The organism is Pseudomonas sp. SWRI77 (assembly GCF_014269105.1).
GTDB lineage: Bacteria > Pseudomonadota > Gammaproteobacteria > Pseudomonadales > Pseudomonadaceae > Aquipseudomonas > Aquipseudomonas capeferrum.
On sequence record NZ_JABWRV010000033.1, the window covers coordinates 1 to 17,005 of the forward strand.

Consider the following 17,005-nt stretch of genomic DNA (forward strand, 5'->3'; position numbering starts at 1 on the left):
TCCACTACTACAACCATGACCGCATCAAGCTGAGGCTCAATGGCCTGAGCCCTGTCGAGTACAGGACCCAGGCGGCAGCATAGAACTGTCCAACTTTTTGGGGGCAGTCCAAAAGCATGTTGATGCTGTGCTGGCCTACCCGCGGGCCAGTTCTGTCAGGTGGGCAATCGCTTCTTCGCTCTTGAGCACCAGCACATCCCCTTCGAGCGAGTCGAGCACCACCTCCGACGTATTGCCGATCAAGGCACCGGAAATCCCCGTGCGGGCCACCGTGCCGATCACCGTGACCACGGCGCCGAACCTCTTCTCGGTATGGGGTATCAGCACATCGGCCGGGCCTTCGGCGACATGCAGGCGTTCATCGCTGATGTCGAACTCGGCCTGAAACGCGCGGCAGGCTTCGCGGTAGCGCTCTGCAATGGTCTCGCTGAGCTGGTAGACCGGGTCCGCAGCCGACAGCATGGGGGAGGGGTGTGCACTGATGACGTGCAACTGCCCTTTAGCCAGGCCGGCAATGGCATAGCCATGGTCGATGATGCTTGCGTGCAACCGGCGGTGATCCTCATCCTGATTGCCGACATCCACGGCCGCCAGAATTACCCCGCCCGTCCATGGCCGCTCGGTTTTCACCATCAGCACCGGGCTGGGGCACAGGCGCAGCAGCTTCCAGTCGCTGGGCGTCAGCAGTGCTTTTTTCAGGGGGTTGTCCGGCCGGTGCTCCTTGATGACCAGCTCGCAGCCTTCAGCTTGCTGCACCGCGATGATCGACTCGTGAAGGGTGTCGTGCCAGGCCTGCTCAAAGGTCACGTTGTCATACCCGTCATCGTGCAACTGGCTGCACAGCAGGCTGAGCAGCGCGCTGTGGTCCTGCTTCTTGTCACACATCAACAGGTGCAGGCGCGCGCCGGTCACCCCTGCGATTAGCTTGGCGCGGGTCAAGGCCCGGCTATGGGCATGCGCGGGGTCGAGGACGACGAGGATGCTGCGGACGGCTTGCATGGGCTTGAGCTCCGTTCAAAGATGGCGGCCAATGCCTGACTATAGTCGGCGCCCCACCCGCCGCCGCTTGATGTACATCAAGCATAGTCACTGGCGCTGCCGCTTGCCGCCGGTATAATCGCCGGCCCTGCCTGTTCTGTCTGGTTGCACGTTTATGTCCTTGATCCCCGAAATCGACGCCTTTCTTGGCTGCCCGACCCCAGATGCCTGGATCGAAGCGGCGCTTGCCGACCAGGAAACCCTGCTGATCGACCACAAGAACTGCGAGTTCAAGGCCGCCAGCACCGCCTTGAGCCTGATCGCCAAGTACAACACGCACCTGGACCTGATCAACATGATGTCGCGCCTGGCCCGCGAGGAGCTGGTGCACCATGAGCAGGTGTTGCGCCTGATGAAGCGTCGGGGTGTGCCTTTGCGCCCGGTGTCGGCCGGGCGTTATGCCTCGGGCCTGCGCCGCCTGGTGCGTGCCCATGAACCGGTCAAACTGGTGGATACCCTGGTGGTTGGGGCTTTCATCGAAGCACGCAGTTGCGAGCGCTTTGCCGCACTGGTGCCGCACCTGGATGAAGAGCTGGGTACCTTCTACCACGGCTTGCTGAAAAGTGAAGCGCGCCATTACCAGGGCTACCTGAAGCTGGCCCATCAGTATGGTGAGGCAGCGGACATCGCCCGCCGGGTGGAGCTGGTACGTGAGGCCGAGGCCGAACTGATCCAGTCACCGGACCAGGAGCTGCGCTTCCATAGCGGTATCCCGCTGGCGCAGGCCGCCTGAAACCGGTCAGGCGGCGCTGCGGCCGTTAGCGCTGCTTAGTAACGGCGGCCCAGCAACAGGCCGACCACCAGGCCGAAGCCTGCGGACACGGCAACGGTCTGCCAGGGGTGGCCGCCGATGTAGTCCTGGGTGGCATCCACCACCGGCTGGGCCTTGTCACGCACATTGCTCGCCGCCTGGCGGGCCTGGCGCAGTTTCAGGCTGACTTGGGCGCGCAGGGTTTCTGCCTCCTCGCCAACCAGGGCTGCGCTGTCGTTGAGCAGCTTTTCGGATTCTTCGATCAATGCCTGCAGTTCGCTGAAGACCTGATCCTTGATCTGATCGCTGGCGGCTTGTGCGGCGTTTTTTCGGGCCATGAACTCATCCTCGTCAATGGGGGGGTGAACAATGGATGCCGGCGCGTCGGGAAAGTTGCGCCGGCTTTCCGGTGACGCATCGCTACGGTGTAAGATAGCGGCCATTTTCAACAGGCAGGTACCTTCATGAGTTTCAATCTGGCCAACAAGAGCTTCGAGGAACGGGCGCAGATCGAGGCAGAGAAGGCGCGGTTGTTCGAAATGTGGCAGAGCAACCTGGGCAAGGCCAAGGGCGAAGCGGCCCGGCTGATTTCCGAAAAGCCACGGCGCAAGGGTAAATGGGCCGAGTGGGTGCGTGCCGAGCTTGAAGGCATGTCGCCGCCCGAATACGCCAGCATGGTGCGCAGTGAGGTCAACAAGATGATGGCCGCCGCCAACAACAGCCGCTGAGGCTGTCTACCTGCCAGCGCCCGCAGCCGTCGGCAAATCCAGCGTGCCTTCGTCGGTGAAGCGGACGGTGCCCAGCCACCCGCCTGCCAGTTTGCCGCGCAGTACATAGGGTAGCCCTTGCAGCGAATTGCGCTGGCCCAGGCCATAGGCCTGGCGCAGGAAGGAAAACGCGGTGACGCTGACCGGCACTACGATCACTGCCTCGTCGAAACGGCCTATATGCCCCTGCTGGTCACTCACACCGGCGGCCAGCGGCTGGCCGTTGACCTGCAGGTCGAGCGCGATGCCGTTGTAGTCGATCGGGGTTTCGTTAGGGTTCTGTACGCGTATTTTCACCGCCATGCGCAGTTCCAGCTCCTGGCCGGGCAGCGGCTCGATGCCAATCACGCTGATGTTGAGCGGGTCGCGCGCCTGGAACAACGCACAGGCGCTGAGGCCGAACGCCAACAGCAGTACCAGGCAGCCGCGGGCACAGCGGTGCAAATGGGCAGTCATGGGTTGCAACCTTGCCAGAAGAATTCAAGCGTCAGTGTGGCAAATGCTCTCTGACGTTGAAAGTGGCGTGCACAATGAAAGATACTGTTTCTCATTAACGCCCGACAATTCCTCTTACTGGCCTTTCTCCTACCTCATGCTGACGTCTCCCGTGTCTGGTCTGCTGGCGAGTTTCCAGGAGCACTACGACGACCTCCTGCAGTTCCTGACCCGGCGCATGAGCGATCGCCAGCGCGCCGCCGACGTCGCGCAGGAGACGTACCTGAAGCTGGTGAAGATCGACCAGCAAGCGGTCCCGGTGCTGCATGCGCGCAGTTTCATCTTTCGGGTCGCGGGCAACCTGGCGATCGATGCCTTGCGCCGTGAGCAACGCAACGCTGCCCGTCACGATGACAGCGATGGCACAGGGGAGGTGGCCTGCCCGGCGCCGGCGCCCGAGGCGGCGTTGCTTGCCCGCGAGCGCCTGCAGATACTCGACGAGGCGCTGTTGCAGCTGCCCAGCAACGCCCGCCAGGCGCTGTTGCTCAACCGCATCGAAGGCCTGACCCAGGCACAGATTGCACAACGGCTGGGCGTTTCCGAAAGCATGGTGGCAAAATACATCGGCCAGGCACTGCGCCATTGCCGTGACTGGCTCAAACACAACCATGACTGAGCCTTACGCCATGCCTGCAGCCCAACCGCTCAGCGACCTCAGCGACGATGCTATCGATTGGCAGGTGCTGTTGCACGCGGGCAATGCCACGGCGGCGGACCACGCCCGCTATCAGCGGTGGTGCGCATTGAGCCCGGCGCATGCCGAGGCGGCGCGCGAGGCGCAAGCGCTGTGGCAAGACATTGGCCACACCCCGACCGCCCAGGTTGTCGCGCCACCACCCGTTCGGCGCCGACGGCACTGGGCGGCCGGCTTGGCGGCCTCGGTGGTGGTGATGGCCGCAGGCTTTACCGGCTGGCAGCAGGCCCCAATCTGGCTGGCGGACTACCACACCGGGCTGGGGCAGCGGCAGGCTATTACCCTGGCCGATGGCTCGCGGGTTCTGCTGAACAGCGGCAGTGCCTTGACGGTGGCATTTACCGACCGTGAGCGCCGAGTGGTACTCAATGCTGGCGAGGCCTTGTTCGAAACGGCCAACGACGCACGGCCCTTTGTGGTCGATACCGCAGGCGAGGCGGTGCGGGGCACGGCGGCGACGTTCAGCGTGCGCCGCGATGGCCGCGTGGTGCTGGCCCAGGGCGAGGCCACGGTGGGTGAGCGCAGGGTGCCGGTGTCGCCCGATGCCAGCGCACAGACCGCCTGGCAGCGCGGCAAGCTGATTTTCAACGGCAAGCCGCTGGGGCAGGTGCTGGCAGAGCTTGAGCGTTACCAGCAGGGGCGCATTTTGCTGTCCGATACCACGCTGGCTGCCCTGGAAGTGAGCGGGGTGTTCGACCTCGATGAGCCCCAGGCACTGCTGCGTACCTTGGAGCAGCGTTATGGCCTGAAGGTCACCTACCTGCCCTGGTTGGCCGTGGTGCACTGAGCCTGCAAAAAATAATCGAAATATTTTTCATCTGCCGCTGCAAGTTCATCCAGGCCAGATCGTCGTAGTGGGACTGCTCAGCAACCCATTCTCATTTACGACTTGTCTGGAAGCTCATTCGTGGCCCTTACGCTCAAGCCCTTGCACCGCCGCAGCGGTTCTCTCCATCACGCCTTGCTGTCTTGCAGTGCCCTGGCCATGCTGGCTGGCCCGCTGCAGGCGTTGGCCTCGACCGCTGCGCAAGCGGCCCAGGTCGAAGCCCGCCAGGTGCAGTTGGACGTGCCGGCCCAGCCACTGGACCAGGCCCTGACGGCGTTCGCCGACCAGGCCGGTTTGCACTTGCTGTACACCACCGGTGATGTGTCGGGCCTGAATAGCCAGGCCTTGCAGGGCAGCTACAGCATCGAGCAGGCGTTGCAGCAGTTGCTGGCCGGCAGCGGCATGGGCTGGCAGTTCAGCGATGCCCGCACCGTCACGCTGCGCAAGGCGGACACTGCGCCGCAGGCTGTCAACTTGAAGCCCATCGAAGTCAGCGTCGCCTCGCGCACGAGCACCGCCATCAGTGAAATCCCCGGCACCGTCTGGGTGGTCGACCAGCAGCAACTGCGCGAGCAGATCGACAGCGGTGTGAGCCTGAAGGAAGCCATCGGCAAGCTGGTGCCGGGCCTGGACCTGGCCCCAGAGGGGCGCACCAACTACGGCCAGAACATGCGTGGGCGCAATGTGCTGGTGATGATCGACGGGGTCAGCCAGAACAGCTCGCGCGGCCTGTCGCGCCAGTTCGACAGTATTTCGCCGTTCAACGTCGAGCGTGTCGAAGTGCTGTCGGGTGCCAGTGCCCTCTACGGGGGTGGCGCCACCGGCGGCATCATCAACATCGTGACCAAGAAGGGCGAGCCCGGCCCGGCACGCTTCGAGACCCAATTAGGTGCCAGCAGCGGTTTCAACAACAGTGACGACCTGGCCACCCGCATCGCCCAGTCGATCAGCGGCGGCAACGAGCGGGTCAGCGCCCGCCTGGGCATCTCCGGCGAGCAGAATGAAGCCTTTTACGACGGCGCTGGCGACCAGATATTCATCGACAATACCCAGACCGACCTGCAGTACAACCGCACAATCGACGTGCTCGGCACCTTGGGCCTGACCCTGACCGACGAGCAGAGCCTGGACCTGCTGGCCCAGTACTACGACTCGGGCAACCACGGCAGCACGGGTATCTACTTCCCCAACCTCAACCACAACGCCCCCTCGGACCTGGAAGACGCCGAACTGCGCAGCGGCTATTCCTCCGACCTAGAGCCACGCACCCGGCGCCTGTTGCTCAACGCCAACTACCATCACACCGATGTGCTGGGCCAGGACTTCTACCTGCAGGCCTCGTACCGCAAGGAAGACGACAACTTCTACCCGTTTCCGTACTACAACCGCGCCACCCCCACCGGGTCGCGCGGGGTGTACTTCGCCGCATCACAACAGAACTTCGAAGTCACCAGCCTCAAAGGCCTGTTCGCCAAACAATGGGATGCGCTCAAGCTGACCTACGGCGTCGACCTGGACCGCGAGCGCTTCAACGCCGAACAGACCACCTTCGATGCCCTGACGTCATCCGAAAGCGGTGGCCTGGAAATGGACAAGGCCAGCAAGGCCGCGCGTTACCCCAGTTACCGGGTTGACGGTGTGTCGGTGTACGCCCAGCTCGACTGGCATGCCACCGACAACCTGACCTTGTCCGGTGGCGCGCGGCGCCAGCAGATGGACGTGGATGTCAGCGATTTCAAAGGCGTACCCGGCGGCAGCAACGATTATCAGGTCAGCCTGTACAACGTCGGCGCCATTTACGATTTCAAGAATGGCCATCAGCTGTGGACCAACTACGGTGAAGGTTTCGACCTGCCAGACCCGGCCAAGTACTACGGCAAGCCAGGCCTGAGCGTCGCCGACAACCCGCTGGCCGGTATCAAGAGCCGCCAGGTCGAACTCGGCTGGCGCTTTGCCGACCTGGACTGGGACGCCCAGGCGGCGCTGTACTACATCTGGTCGGACAAGATCATCAACGTCGACTCGCAAACGCTGACCATCAACGTCGAAGAGCAGAAAAGCCGCGACTTTGGTTTCGAAGGTGCGTTGACCCGTCACTTCCAGAGCGGTTGGGAGGCCGGTGGTACCTTGCACCTGACCCGTTCCGAAGAAGAGGCCGCCAACGGTGGCTGGAACAAGCGCGATGCCCGCTATGCGTCGCTGTCCAAGTCCACCGCGTTCGTCGGCTGGAAGGGCGATGGCCGCAGTGCGCGGCTGCAGGCCAACCACGCATTCAGCCTCAAGGACGATGCCGATCACGAAATCGACGGCTACACCACCTTCGACCTGCTGGGCAGCCAGGACACTGGCTTCGGCACCTTCAGTGCAGGCATCCAGAACTTGCTGGACAAGCAGTACAGCACGGTCTGGGGGCAGCGTGCGACGTTGTTCTATGCACCGACCTATGGGCCAGCGTACCTGTATGACTACCAAGGGCGTGGGCGCACCTACACCCTGACCTGGAGCATGGCCTACTGATTGGCGCAGCCTGAAAACCCTTGGGCTACAGTGACGGGCAGCCCCCTTTGCCGAGGTGTCCGTCATGCGTCGATCGCTGTGCCTGTTGTCCGTGTGCCTGGCCCTGCCGCTGCAGGCCCAGGAAAAGGTCGTCAACCTCTACAGCTGGGCCGACTATGTCGCCCCGCAAACCCTCCAGCGCTTCGAGCGCGAAACCGGCTACAAGGTGCGCTACGACACCTTCGACACCACCGAGGTGCTGGAGACCAAGCTGCTGACCGGGGGCAGCGGCTACGATGTGGTGGTGCCGTCATCCACCGTGCTGGCCCGTGCCCTCAAGGCCAATGCCCTGCAGCCGCTCGAAGCCCAGGCCATGCCGGGTTATGCCAACCTCGACCAGGACCTGCTGGCCAAGCTGGCCGAGGCCGACCCCGGCAACCGCTATGCGGTGCCCTACACCTGGGGCACTTTGGGCCTGGGGGTGAACGTCGAGGCCGTACGCCAGCGCCTGGGCGATGTGCCGCTGGACAGCCTCGACCTGTTGTTCAAGCCCGAGTACGCCACCCGCCTGAAGGACTGCGGCATCGCCATGCCCGACTCGCCGCAGGAAGTGATCGGCCTGACCTTGAACTACCTGGGCAAGGACCCCTACAGCCAGGACAAAACCGACCTTGCAGCGGCGCAGAAACTGCTGAACCAGCTGCAGCCTTCGATCCGCTATGTCGCCAACGGCCGGCAGATCAGCGACCTGGCCAACGGCAGTGTATGCCTGGCACTGACCTACAACGGCGATGCGGCGATGGCCGCTGACCAGGCCCGCCGTGCGGGCAAGCCCTTCGAGCTGATCTACCGCATCCCCCAGGAAGGCACCGTGGTCTGGCAAGACAACCTGGTCATCCCCAAGGATGCGCCGCACCCTGAAGCGGCTCGGGCGTTCATCGCCTTCATGCTCAAGCCGGAGTCGGTTGCGGCACTGACCAACACGCTGTTCTTCGCCAATGCCAATCGCGCAGCCACGCCCTTGGTGGACGAAGCCGTGCGCAACGACCCGGACATCTACCCGCCTACCCAGGTACGTAAGCGGCTGTATGCCGACCGCAGCATGGCGCTTTCCGACCTGCGCCAACGCAACCGCCTGTGGATGGCCTTTCGCAGCGGCCAGTAAACCCGCCCGTGCGGGTCCATACTGAAACATCAGGAATTATCTCCAGCTGCATTCACACTTTTGCCGCGAACCCCTCGCGCCTTAGGCTATCAAACGCACAAGGCGCGGCATTTTCGTACAGGAGGTGAAGCATGAACCTGACCCTGCCAATCCTGGCCATCGGCCTGGCGTTGTGTATGCCCGCGCGCGCCGCGCCGGTTGCGCCCTTGCAGCTCGCTGCCAGCAACAACAACCCGTACAACAGCCCGATCCAGCGTGCCAACCCTAACAGTCGGCAAGGCAGCATGCCTGCCACACCGCCGGTGCGCGGCCCTTCGACCGACCCCTATCAGCGCACGCCGTCACTGGACAACCGCGGCATTGGCAACGGCGACAACCTGCGTCGTCAACAGCAGACCCCCAGTCTGGAACCCACCCGGCCACCGCGCGATAACCCACGCGCGCCGTGAGCCCCGTTGCAAGGAACCCTGCATGACCAGAGCTACCTGGCTGACCACCGTGACCGCTGCCGCGCTGCTGCCTTTGCTGGCGCAAGCGGCCTCCGAACAGCAGTTCCCCAGCGAGCAAGGGCAGTTGACCGTCAATACCGTGGCCGACGGCCTGCGCAACCCTTGGGCACTGGCCTTCCTGCCCGGTGGCAAAGACATGCTGGTCACCGAACGCCCCGGCAACTTGCGGCTGGTGAACGCCGAAGGCAAGGTCGGCCCGCCCATCAGCGGTGTGCCCAAGGTCTGGGCCGAGGGCCAGGGCGGCTTGCTGGATGTGGTGTTGTCGCCGGCATTCGGCAAGGACCGTACCGTTTACCTGTCCTATGCCGAAGCGGGCGATGACGGCAAGGCCGGTACGGCGGTTGGCCGGGGCCAGTTGTCTGAAGACCGCGCGCGGCTGGAGAACTTCACCGTGATCTTCCGCCAGCAGCCCAAACTGTCGGTGGGCAACCACTTCGGCTCGCGGCTGGTGTTCGACCGTGAGGGTTATCTGTTCATCGCCTTGGGCGAGAACAACCAACGGCCGACCGCCCAGGACCTCGACAAGCTGCAAGGCAAGATCGTGCGCATTCTGCCCGACGGCGAAGTGCCCAAGGACAACCCCTTCGTCGGCCAGGACAACGTGCGGCCCGAGATCTGGTCGTTCGGCCACCGTAACCAGCAGGGGGCGGCGCTCAACCCTTGGACAGACACGCTCTGGACCCATGAGCACGGCCCGCGTGGCGGTGACGAAATCAATATTCCGCAGCCCGGCAAAAACTACGGTTGGCCGATTGCTACCCACGGCATCAACTACTCGCTGCTGCCGATCCCGGAGGCCAAGGGCAAGCATGTACAGGGCATGGTCGACCCGCACCATGTCTGGGAGAAGTCCCCTGGCATCAGCGGCATGGCGTTCTACGACAGCCCGACATTCAAGGGCTGGGACCATAATCTGTTCATTGGTGCGCTGGCCAGCCAGGAGCTGATTCGTCTCCAGCTCAAGGGCGACAAGGTCGTGCACGAGGAGCGCTTGCTGGGGGACCTCAAGGCACGTATCCGTGATGTGCGGGTAGGGCCGGATGGCTACTTGTATGTACTGACCGACGACAAGGACGGCCAATTGTTGAAAGTGGGCCTCAACGAAGGCTGAGGGGCAGGGCCGGCTTGCCGGCGAGGGGGGCGGTACTGATAATGCCGCATGACCTCAGACCCGCAGACCCTCTACCAACAAGCCCTGGCCGACCACGGCTATGTCCACGACCCTGCACAGGCCGATGCGGTCAACGCGCTGCAGGCCTGTTTCGAGGCAGTGGCACACGGTCGCCCGACCCAGGGCATCTACCTCTGGGGCCCGGTCGGCCGTGGCAAGACCTGGCTGATGGACCAGTTTCACCGCTGCCTGCAGCTGCCCAGCCGACGCCAGCACTTTCACCATTTCATGGCCTGGGTGCACCAGCGCCTGTTCCAGCTCAACGGCACCGCTGACCCGCTGCTGGCCCTGGCCCGTGAATTGGCCAGGCAGATACGTGTGCTGTGTTTCGACGAGTTGTTCGTCAACGACATCGGCGATGCGATCATCCTCGGGCGGCTGTTCCAGGTACTGTTCGATCAGGGCGTGGTGATCGTCGCCACCTCCAACCAGCCACCAGACCAGCTCTACCGCGACGGCTTCAACCGTGACCGCTTCGTGCCGGCAATTGCGGCCATCGAGCGGCACATGCGGGTGCTGTCGGTGGCCGGTGAGCAGGACCATCGCTTGCACCCGGGCGCGCAGCACCAGCGTTACTGGGTGGTCGAACCCGGTGAGCGAGGGGTGCTCGCCGAGGTGTTTCGCCAACTCAGCCCGGCAGACCCGGGCAGCGACCAGCCATTGGCCATAGGCTCAAGGCAGATCACGGTCATCCGGCGCAGCGAGCAGGCCATCTGGTGCCGCTTTGGCGACCTCTGCGAGCAACCCTTGGCGGCCACCGAGTTCATGGCGTTGTGTGACCGCTTCCCCTCGATTCTGCTGGAAGGGGTACCGGCGTTGGGTGGTGAACAACGGGCCGGCCGCATCGCCCGGGGTACAGAAGATGGCGCGGCGCGGGTCGCGGCAGGGGACCGTGAGCTGCCGGCGCTGTCGCCCAAGGACGATGCGGTGCGCCGGTTCATTGCGCTGGTCGACGAATGCTACGACCGCCGTGTGGCGTTGTATGTAGAGGCGCAGGTACCGCTCGATGCGCTGTACACGCAAGGGTACCTGGCGTTCCCGTACCAACGCACCCTGAGCCGCTTGCGCGAGATGCAACTGCAGCGCTTCGGCTCGTAGGCTTAGCGCTCCAGCCACTCGATCAGGGTCCGGTTGAACCGCACCGGCTCTTCGATCTGCGGCGCGTGGCCCATGCCTTCGAATGTCACCAGTTCACCCTGGGGGATCAGCTTGGCCACCTGCGGCCCCAGCACCTGGTACTTGCCCAACTGTGCCTTGACTTCTGGCGGTGCGATATCGCTGCCAATGGCCGTGGTGTCCTGATCGCCGATCAGCAGCAGGGTCGGCATCTTCAGGTCCTTGAACTCGTGGTACACCGGTTGGGTGAAGATCATGTCGTAGATCAGCGCCGAGTTCCACGCCACTGCTTCGTGGCCCGGGCCTTGGTTCAGGCCTACCAGCATCTGCACCCAGCGCTCGTACTCCGGCTTCCAGCGCCCGGCGTAGTACGTCTTGCGCTCATACTCACGTACCCCTGCGGCATCGAGCTTGAGCTCCCGTGCATACCACTGGTCCACCGTACGATACGGCACGCCCAGGGCTTTCCAGTCCTCAAGGCCGATCGGGTTGACCATCGCCAGGCGCTCGACCTGCTGCGGGTACATCAGTGCATAGCGGGTGGCGAGCATGCCGCCTGTGGAGTGGCCCAGCACAATGGCCTGCTTCACACCCAACTGGTCGAGCAGGGCATGGGTGTTGTCTGCCAGTTGCTGGAAGCTGTATTGGTAATACGCGGGTTTGCTGGAGGTGCAGAAGCCGACCTGGTCCGGGGCGATGACCCGGTAGCCGGCCTTGCTCAGGGCATTGATGGTGGTTTCCCAGGTGGCGGCGCAGAAGTTCTTGCCATGCATCAGCAGCACGCTGCGGCCGTTGGCCTGACCTTGGGCAGGCACGTCCATGTAGCCCATCTGCAGGGGTTGGCCCTGGGATTTGAAATCGAAATGCTTGAGCGGGTGAGGGTAGCTGAACCCTTCGAGCTGTTTACCGTAGGTGGGCGACTCGGCGGCGATGGCCGGGCCGCCGACAAGGCAGGCCAGAGCCAGGGCGGTTGCGCGCAGCATGGGGGCACTCCGTGTAGGGCCATGTAGGAATTGGCGACTGTAACAGTGAGTTGACCCCCGCAAGCGGCAAAGGTGTTACCAGGCGTGAAACCAGCCCAGGGTGAGCATGGCCACCACCGCGTAACGGCCGGCCTTGGCCAGGGTTACCAGCAGCATGAAGCGCCAGAACGGCTCGCGCATGATCCCGGCGATCAGGGTGAGCGGGTCGCCGATCACTGGCATCCAGCTCAGCAGCAGCGACCACTGCCCCCACCGCTGGTAGCGCTGCTGGGCACGCTCCAGCTGGACGGCGCTGAACGGGAACCAACGCTTGTCACGCCAGTGTTCGATGGCCCGCCCCAGTAGCCAGTTGACCACCGAGCCGAGCACATTGCCCAGGGTAGCCACCAGCAGCAAGGTTACCCAGGCATCGGGCTGGCGCAGCAGCAAGCCGACCAGCACCGCCTCCGATTGCAGCGGCAGCAGGGTGGCGGCGCCGAAGGCGCTGAAAAACAGCGCCCATAGGCTGAGCATCAGTAGTTGGCGACCACGGTGTCCTTGCCATCCTGGGTCACGCCGATGACCTGGTAGGCGTCTTTGTGGTCACCCATTTCCATGCCCGGCGAGCCCATGGGCATGCCCGGCACGGCCAGGCCCTTGAGGTCGTTTCGCTTGGCCAGCAGGCGAACCTGTTCGGCCGGTACATGGCCTTCGACGAACTTGCCGTCGATCACCCCGGTATGGCACGAGGCCAGGCGCGGCGCTACGCCCAGGCGTTGCTTGACCGCGCTCATATTGGGTTCGACGTGGTCATTGACGGTGAAGCCGTTGTCGCGCAGGTGGCTGATCCAGGCCTTGCAGCAGCCGCAGTTGGGGTCGCGGTACACATCGATGGTTTCGGCGGCCTGGGCCAGGCCGGTGATGGCCAGCAGGCCGACGGTGAGCAGGTGTTTGCGCAGCATGGTGAAGCACTCCTTTAGAAACGCAGGCGGATACCGGCCACCAGGCGGGTCTGGCCTGTGTCTTCGCCGTCTTCGCGGGCCTGATCGGCGCGGTTGCCGTGCAGGCGATTGAAACTGACCCCGAGGTAGGGCGCAAAGCCACGGCTGATCTCGTAGCGCAGGCGCAGGCCGACCTCGCTGTCAGCCAGCCCTGTGCCTTGCTCACGGCCGCCATCGTTGCGGCCGAAGAAGTTGGCTTCCAGGGTGGGTTCGAGTATCCAGCGGTTGGTCAGCAGCATAGCGTAAGCGGCTTCCAGGCGCAGCGCGGTCTGTTGCCGCTCGCCGGCATAGGCGGTGGCCTCCAGCTCTACGCCATACAGCGGTGTGCCCTGGATGCCGAAGGCTGCCCAGGCCTGGCCGCTGGCGGGCTTGAAGTCTTGGCGCAGGCCGCCGACCAGTTCCCACCAGGGGCTGATGGCGTGGCCCCACAGCGCCTGCAGTTCGGCCTTGTGGGTCTGGCCTTGCTCGCGCTCGCCTTCGCTGCGCAGCCACAGCCGGTCGATATCGCCGCCGACCCAGGCGCTGGCGTTCCAGTTCAAGGCACTGCCGTTGTCCACATGCTGGTATTCGAGCTGGTCGACGATCACTGCCCAGTTGAGCGCGCGGTCATGCACCTGGTGCCCTGGCAGCGGCGCGAAGGCGGCGTGGCGGTCGGCGTCGCTGAGCATCGGCAATGGCGTGCGCGGTTGCTGCGCAGGCGGCGTGGCATGGTTCATCTGGCGGTGGTCCATGGGCATGGCGCCGTGGTCCATGTGCTGCATGCCGGCGGCCAGGACGCGCTCACTGGCGAGCAATGCCAGCAGGGCTACGCCGGTGATGATGCGGCGGTTGTTGGGCTCATTCATCGACCCGTACCTCGCGGAACATGCCGGTCTCCATGTGGTAGAGCAGGTGGCAGTGGTAGGCCCAGCGGCCCAGGGCGTCGGCAGTGACTCGGTACGAGCGGCGGCTGCCGGGCGGGATGTCGACGGTATGCTTGCGCACCTGAAAGCGCCCGTGCTCGTCCTCCAGGTCGCTCCACATGCCGTGCAGGTGGATGGGGTGGGTCATCATGGTGTCGTTGACCAGGGTGATGCGCACGCGCTCGCCGTAGGTCAGGCGCAACGGTGCGGCATCGCTGAACTTGACCCCGTCGAACGACCAGGCGAAGCGCTCCATGTGGCCGGTCAGGTGCAGCTCGATGTCGCGTGACGGTTCGCGGCCGTCGGGGTCGGGGTAGGGGCTGCGCAGGTCGGCGTAGGTCAGCACCCGCCTGCCATTACCGCGCAGGCCGATGCCTGGGTCGGCAAGGTTGGGCTGTGGGGCCATGGTTTGCATGTCCACCAGTGGGTTGTCGGTTTCGCTGGCCGGGTGCTGCTGCATGGCGGGCATGGCCGAATGGTCCATGCCGGCCATATTGCTGTGGTCCATGCCGGCCATGGCGCCGTGGCCCATGTCGGCCATGTTCAGCACCGGCCGAGGGTCGGGCTGCGGCACCGGTGCCTGCAAGCCGCTGGCGCGGGCCAGGGTGCCGCGGGCGTAGCCGCTGCGGTCCATGCTCTGGGCGTACAGGGTGTAGGCGGGCAGGTTGCCGACGGTTACCAGCACGTCGTAGGTTTCGGCCACGGCGATGCGCAGTTCGTCCACGCTGACCGGCGTCACCGGCAGGCCGTCGGCGGCGATCACCGTCAGCTTCAGGCCGGGGATGCGAAAGTCGAAATAGGTCATGGCCGAGGCATTGATCAGCCGCAGGCGCACGGTTTCACCCGGTTGGAACAGGCAGGTGAAGTTGCCGTCCGGCGGCTGGCCATTGAGCAGGTAGGTGTAGGTGGCTGCGCTGATATCGGCAAGGTCGGTGGGGCTCATGCGCATGCTTGCCCAGCCCATGCGTTCGGCGACCGTAGCGCCCCAGCCATTGTCAGCCACGTCATCGATGAAGTCACCGAGCGTGCGCTTGTGGTAGTTGAAGGCGTCGGACTGCTTCTTCAGGGTCGCCAGCAGCTGCTCGGGAGGTTGGTCCGACCAGTCGCTGAACAGCAGCACATGGTCACGCTGGTAGCGGTGCGCCTCGGCTTCGCGGGGTTCGATGACGATCGCCCCATACACCCCCGCCTGCTCCTGCAGCCCGGAATGGCTGTGGTACCAATAGGTGCCGCTTTGGCGCAGGGTGAACTGGTAGAGGTAGCTGCCCCCAGGCTCGATACCGGCAAAGCTCAGGCCAGGGACGCCGTCCATGTTGGCCGGCAGAAGGATGCCATGCCAGTGGATCGAGGTGGCCTGATCGAGGTGGTTGCGCACGCGCAGGCTGACCGTATCACCTTCGCGCCAGCGCAGCACCGGGCCGGGCAGGCTGTTATTGACGGTTAGGGCTGTGCGCGGGCGGCCGGTGATATTGACGGCGCTCTGGCCGACCGACAGCTCGAAGTGCTGCCCGGCCAGGTCGCGGCCATCGGCTGCCTGGGCCAACGGCCGCCACAGGCCCAGGCCTGCCAGTGTGGTGGCGGCGCCCAGGCCTTTGACGAAGGTACGACGGGAGGGGGTGCGCAACATGGCGAGGCCTCATGCGAGAGAGCCCCGATGTTCGCCTGTGCCGGCTGTCAGCCAGCTGAGCTGCACATTACAGCGTTGTCAGGCGGCGGCTTCTTCGTGGCGCAGGTCGCGCATCAGCAGGCCGTACTCCAGGGAGACCTGTTCAGGGATCGGCAGGTACACCACATGGCCGTCCCCTGGGGCCACTTCGAGGGCTTGCTGCTGGCGGCCGCACAGGCGGTGCAGGTCGAAATGGTAGTTGCCACGCGGTGTCATCAGCTCCAGGTGGTCGCCCACGGCGAAGCGGTTCTTGACCTTGACCTCGGCCAGGCCGTCCACGCGCGCGCCGGTCAGTTCGCCGACGAACTGCTGGCGTTCGGACAGTGAGTTGCCACGCTGGTAGTTCTGGTACTCGTCGTGCACATGCCGGCGCAGAAAACCTTCGGTGTAACCGCGCTGGGCCAGGGATTCAAGGTTGTCCATCAGGGCGCGATCGAAAGGCCGGCCGGCCACGGCGTCATCGATCGCCTGGCGGTACGACTGCACCGCGCGGGCGCAGTAAAAGTGCGACTTGGTCCGGCCCTCGATCTTCAGCGAGTGCACGCCCATGCCGGCCAGGCGCCCGACGTGCTGGATGGCGCGCAGGTCCTTGGCGTTCATGATGTAGGTGCCGTGCTCGTCCTCGAACGCCGGCATCGCGTCGTCTGGGCGGTTGCTTTCGTGCAGCAGGAAGACGTGCTCGGTGGGCGCACCGAGGCCCAGGGTCGGCTCGACCTGGCGCACGATGTCGCCCGTGGCATCTTCGCCGGCGGGCGTGGCTTGGTACTTCCAGCGGCAGGCATTGGTGCAACTGCCCTGGTTGGCGTCGCGCTTGTTGAGGTAGCCCGACAGCAGGCAGCGGCCGGAATAGGCCATGCACAGCGCGCCGTGGACGAAAACCTCCAGCTCCATGCCCGGCACCTGCTGGCGGATTTCTTCGATCTCCTCCAGCGACAGCTCCCGCGACAAAATCACTCGGCGTATCCCCTGCTGTTGCCAGAACTGCACGCTGGCCCAGTTGACCGTGTTGGCCTGCACCGACAGGTGTACTGGCATCTCTGGGTAGTGCTGGCGCACCAGCATGATCAGGCCGGGGTCGGACATGATCAGCGCATCCGGTGCCATCGCGATCACCGGTGCGAGGTCCTTGAGGAAAGTCTTGAGCTTGGCATTGTGCGGGGCGATGTTGACCACCACGTAGAAGTGCTTGCCCAGGGCATGCGCTTCCTGGATGCCCAGCGCCAGGTTGGCGTGGTCGAATTCGTTGTTGCGCACCCGCAAGCTGTAGCGCGGCTGGCCGGCATAGACCGCGTCGGCGCCATAGGCGAAGGCATAACGCATGCTCTTGAGGGAGCCGGCGGGGGCCAGCAGTTCGGGCTTGGCGGGAGGGTTCATGGACGCACCGGGGCAAAAGGTGCGGATGCTAAGCATCTGCCGGCCACAGCGTATTGACCTGAATCAACGGAG

18 protein-coding genes and 1 pseudogene are annotated in these 17,005 nt (G+C 64.4%); 10 read left to right on the forward strand and 9 right to left on the reverse strand.

All coding sequences use genetic code 11. The features are described 5' to 3' along the window. Window positions 1-83, forward strand: an 83-nt coding sequence (locus HU766_RS23715; RefSeq protein ID WP_186653653.1) for an IS3 family transposase, incomplete at its 5' end; no start/stop codon positions are given. Between the two features lie 52 nt (window positions 84-135). On the opposite strand, the gene HU766_RS23720 is transcribed toward HU766_RS23715, so the two are convergent. Beyond that, entirely contained in the window at window positions 136-999 is an 864-nt protein-coding gene (locus tag HU766_RS23720) for a universal stress protein (protein WP_047583898.1), read from the reverse strand. Window positions 1,000-1,153: 154 nt separating this feature from the next. Here HU766_RS23720 and miaE point away from each other — a divergent pair, with 154 nt between their 5' ends. Beyond that, window positions 1,154-1,771 carry a tRNA isopentenyl-2-thiomethyl-A-37 hydroxylase MiaE gene (miaE, locus tag HU766_RS23725; RefSeq protein ID WP_047583899.1) on the forward strand — a complete coding sequence of 206 codons (618 nt, stop codon included), beginning with the start codon at window positions 1,154-1,156 and terminating at the stop codon, window positions 1,769-1,771. Between the two features lie 35 nt (window positions 1,772-1,806). Here the strand turns inward: miaE and HU766_RS23730 are convergent, their stop codons facing one another. Continuing rightward, window positions 1,807-2,127, reverse strand: a complete 321-nt coding sequence (locus tag HU766_RS23730) for a DUF883 family protein (RefSeq protein ID WP_033700349.1) — start codon at window positions 2,125-2,127, stop codon at window positions 1,807-1,809. A gap of 126 nt (window positions 2,128-2,253) precedes the next feature. Between HU766_RS23730 and HU766_RS23735 the strand changes: the two genes are divergently transcribed. Then, window positions 2,254-2,517: a hypothetical protein gene (locus HU766_RS23735; protein WP_186661176.1), complete on the forward strand. Its 264-nt coding sequence runs from the start codon at window positions 2,254-2,256 to the stop codon at window positions 2,515-2,517. 6 nt (window positions 2,518-2,523) lie between these two features. On the opposite strand, the gene HU766_RS23740 is transcribed toward HU766_RS23735, so the two are convergent. Further along, on the reverse strand, window positions 2,524-3,012 hold the full coding sequence (locus HU766_RS23740) for an LEA type 2 family protein (RefSeq protein WP_186661177.1): 489 nt from the start codon (window positions 3,010-3,012) through the stop codon (window positions 2,524-2,526). A gap of 136 nt (window positions 3,013-3,148) precedes the next feature. On the opposite strand from HU766_RS23740, the pseudogene HU766_RS23745 reads away from it, so the two are divergent. The 7 genes and pseudogenes from HU766_RS23745 to zapE all read left to right on the forward strand — a co-directional run. Further along, window positions 3,149-3,652: pseudogene (locus tag HU766_RS23745) on the forward strand (RNA polymerase sigma factor); the annotation flags it as partial. 7 nt (window positions 3,653-3,659) lie between these two features. Further along, entirely contained in the window at window positions 3,660-4,532 is an 873-nt protein-coding gene (locus HU766_RS23750; protein WP_238338677.1) for a FecR domain-containing protein, read from the forward strand. 120 nt (window positions 4,533-4,652) lie between these two features. Continuing rightward, window positions 4,653-7,088: a TonB-dependent receptor gene (locus tag HU766_RS23755; protein WP_186661180.1), complete on the forward strand. Its 2,436-nt coding sequence runs from the start codon at window positions 4,653-4,655 to the stop codon at window positions 7,086-7,088. A 64-nt stretch (window positions 7,089-7,152) separates the two neighbouring features. Then, window positions 7,153-8,232: an extracellular solute-binding protein gene (locus tag HU766_RS23760; protein ID WP_186661181.1), complete on the forward strand. Its 1,080-nt coding sequence runs from the start codon at window positions 7,153-7,155 to the stop codon at window positions 8,230-8,232. Between the two features lie 131 nt (window positions 8,233-8,363). Next, window positions 8,364-8,681, forward strand: coding sequence for a hypothetical protein (locus HU766_RS23765; RefSeq protein ID WP_186661182.1), 318 nt, complete (start codon window positions 8,364-8,366; stop codon window positions 8,679-8,681). A gap of 22 nt (window positions 8,682-8,703) precedes the next feature. After that, window positions 8,704-9,852 (forward strand): PQQ-dependent sugar dehydrogenase, encoded by a 1,149-nt coding sequence (locus HU766_RS23770; RefSeq protein WP_186661183.1) that lies wholly within the window; start codon window positions 8,704-8,706, stop codon window positions 9,850-9,852. Window positions 9,853-9,900: 48 nt separating this feature from the next. Then, window positions 9,901-11,010 carry a cell division protein ZapE gene (zapE, locus tag HU766_RS23775; protein WP_186661184.1) on the forward strand — a complete coding sequence of 370 codons (1,110 nt, stop codon included), beginning with the start codon at window positions 9,901-9,903 and terminating at the stop codon, window positions 11,008-11,010. A 2-nt stretch (window positions 11,011-11,012) separates the two neighbouring features. Here the strand turns inward: zapE and HU766_RS23780 are convergent, their stop codons facing one another. From HU766_RS23780 to yegQ, 6 genes are all read right to left on the reverse strand, one after another. After that, complete coding sequence (locus HU766_RS23780) at window positions 11,013-12,011, reverse strand: alpha/beta hydrolase (RefSeq protein ID WP_186661186.1); 999 nt, start codon at window positions 12,009-12,011, stop codon at window positions 11,013-11,015. 75 nt (window positions 12,012-12,086) lie between these two features. Further along, entirely contained in the window at window positions 12,087-12,524 is a 438-nt protein-coding gene (locus HU766_RS23785; RefSeq protein WP_186661188.1) for a YqaA family protein, read from the reverse strand. Next, complete coding sequence (locus tag HU766_RS23790; protein WP_186661190.1) at window positions 12,524-12,952, reverse strand: DUF411 domain-containing protein; 429 nt, start codon at window positions 12,950-12,952, stop codon at window positions 12,524-12,526. Before HU766_RS23790 ends, HU766_RS23785 begins: the two co-directional genes overlap by 1 nt. 14 nt (window positions 12,953-12,966) lie before the next feature. Next, a complete protein-coding gene (locus HU766_RS23795; RefSeq protein ID WP_156310689.1) occupies window positions 12,967-13,836 on the reverse strand; it encodes a copper resistance protein B in 870 nt (289 codons plus the stop codon). Continuing rightward, window positions 13,829-15,520 carry a copper resistance system multicopper oxidase gene (locus HU766_RS23800; RefSeq protein WP_186661192.1) on the reverse strand — a complete coding sequence of 564 codons (1,692 nt, stop codon included), beginning with the start codon at window positions 15,518-15,520 and terminating at the stop codon, window positions 13,829-13,831. The genes HU766_RS23795 and HU766_RS23800 overlap by 8 nt, the downstream gene beginning before the upstream one ends. A 78-nt stretch (window positions 15,521-15,598) precedes the next feature. Further along, on the reverse strand, window positions 15,599-16,933 hold the full coding sequence (gene yegQ, locus HU766_RS23805) for a tRNA 5-hydroxyuridine modification protein YegQ (protein WP_186661194.1): 1,335 nt from the start codon (window positions 16,931-16,933) through the stop codon (window positions 15,599-15,601). Between the last annotated feature and the right edge of the window lie 72 nt (window positions 16,934-17,005).

Excerpts from the sequence above, each read along its gene's own strand:
- HU766_RS23720 (WP_047583898.1), bottom strand. The coding sequence starts at position 999 with ATGCAAGCCGTCCGCAGCATCCTCGTCGTCCTCGACCCCGCGCATGCC.
- miaE (WP_047583899.1), top strand. The coding sequence starts at position 1,154 with ATGTCCTTGATCCCCGAAATCGACGCCTTTCTTGGCTGCCCGACCCCA.
- HU766_RS23730 (WP_033700349.1), bottom strand. The coding sequence starts at position 2,127 with ATGGCCCGAAAAAACGCCGCACAAGCCGCCAGCGATCAGATCAAGGAT.
- HU766_RS23735 (WP_186661176.1), top strand. The coding sequence starts at position 2,254 with ATGAGTTTCAATCTGGCCAACAAGAGCTTCGAGGAACGGGCGCAGATC.
- HU766_RS23740 (WP_186661177.1), bottom strand. The coding sequence starts at position 3,012 with ATGACTGCCCATTTGCACCGCTGTGCCCGCGGCTGCCTGGTACTGCTG.
- HU766_RS23750 (WP_238338677.1), top strand. The coding sequence starts at position 3,660 with ATGACTGAGCCTTACGCCATGCCTGCAGCCCAACCGCTCAGCGACCTC.
- HU766_RS23760 (WP_186661181.1), top strand. The coding sequence starts at position 7,153 with ATGCGTCGATCGCTGTGCCTGTTGTCCGTGTGCCTGGCCCTGCCGCTG.
- HU766_RS23765 (WP_186661182.1), top strand. The coding sequence starts at position 8,364 with ATGAACCTGACCCTGCCAATCCTGGCCATCGGCCTGGCGTTGTGTATG.
- HU766_RS23770 (WP_186661183.1), top strand. The coding sequence starts at position 8,704 with ATGACCAGAGCTACCTGGCTGACCACCGTGACCGCTGCCGCGCTGCTG.
- zapE (WP_186661184.1), top strand. The coding sequence starts at position 9,901 with ATGACCTCAGACCCGCAGACCCTCTACCAACAAGCCCTGGCCGACCAC.
- HU766_RS23780 (WP_186661186.1), bottom strand. The coding sequence starts at position 12,011 with ATGCTGCGCGCAACCGCCCTGGCTCTGGCCTGCCTTGTCGGCGGCCCG.
- HU766_RS23785 (WP_186661188.1), bottom strand. The coding sequence starts at position 12,524 with ATGCTCAGCCTATGGGCGCTGTTTTTCAGCGCCTTCGGCGCCGCCACC.
- HU766_RS23790 (WP_186661190.1), bottom strand. The coding sequence starts at position 12,952 with ATGCTGCGCAAACACCTGCTCACCGTCGGCCTGCTGGCCATCACCGGC.
- HU766_RS23795 (WP_156310689.1), bottom strand. The coding sequence starts at position 13,836 with ATGAATGAGCCCAACAACCGCCGCATCATCACCGGCGTAGCCCTGCTG.
- HU766_RS23800 (WP_186661192.1), bottom strand. The coding sequence starts at position 15,520 with ATGTTGCGCACCCCCTCCCGTCGTACCTTCGTCAAAGGCCTGGGCGCC.
- yegQ (WP_186661194.1), bottom strand. The coding sequence starts at position 16,933 with ATGAACCCTCCCGCCAAGCCCGAACTGCTGGCCCCCGCCGGCTCCCTC.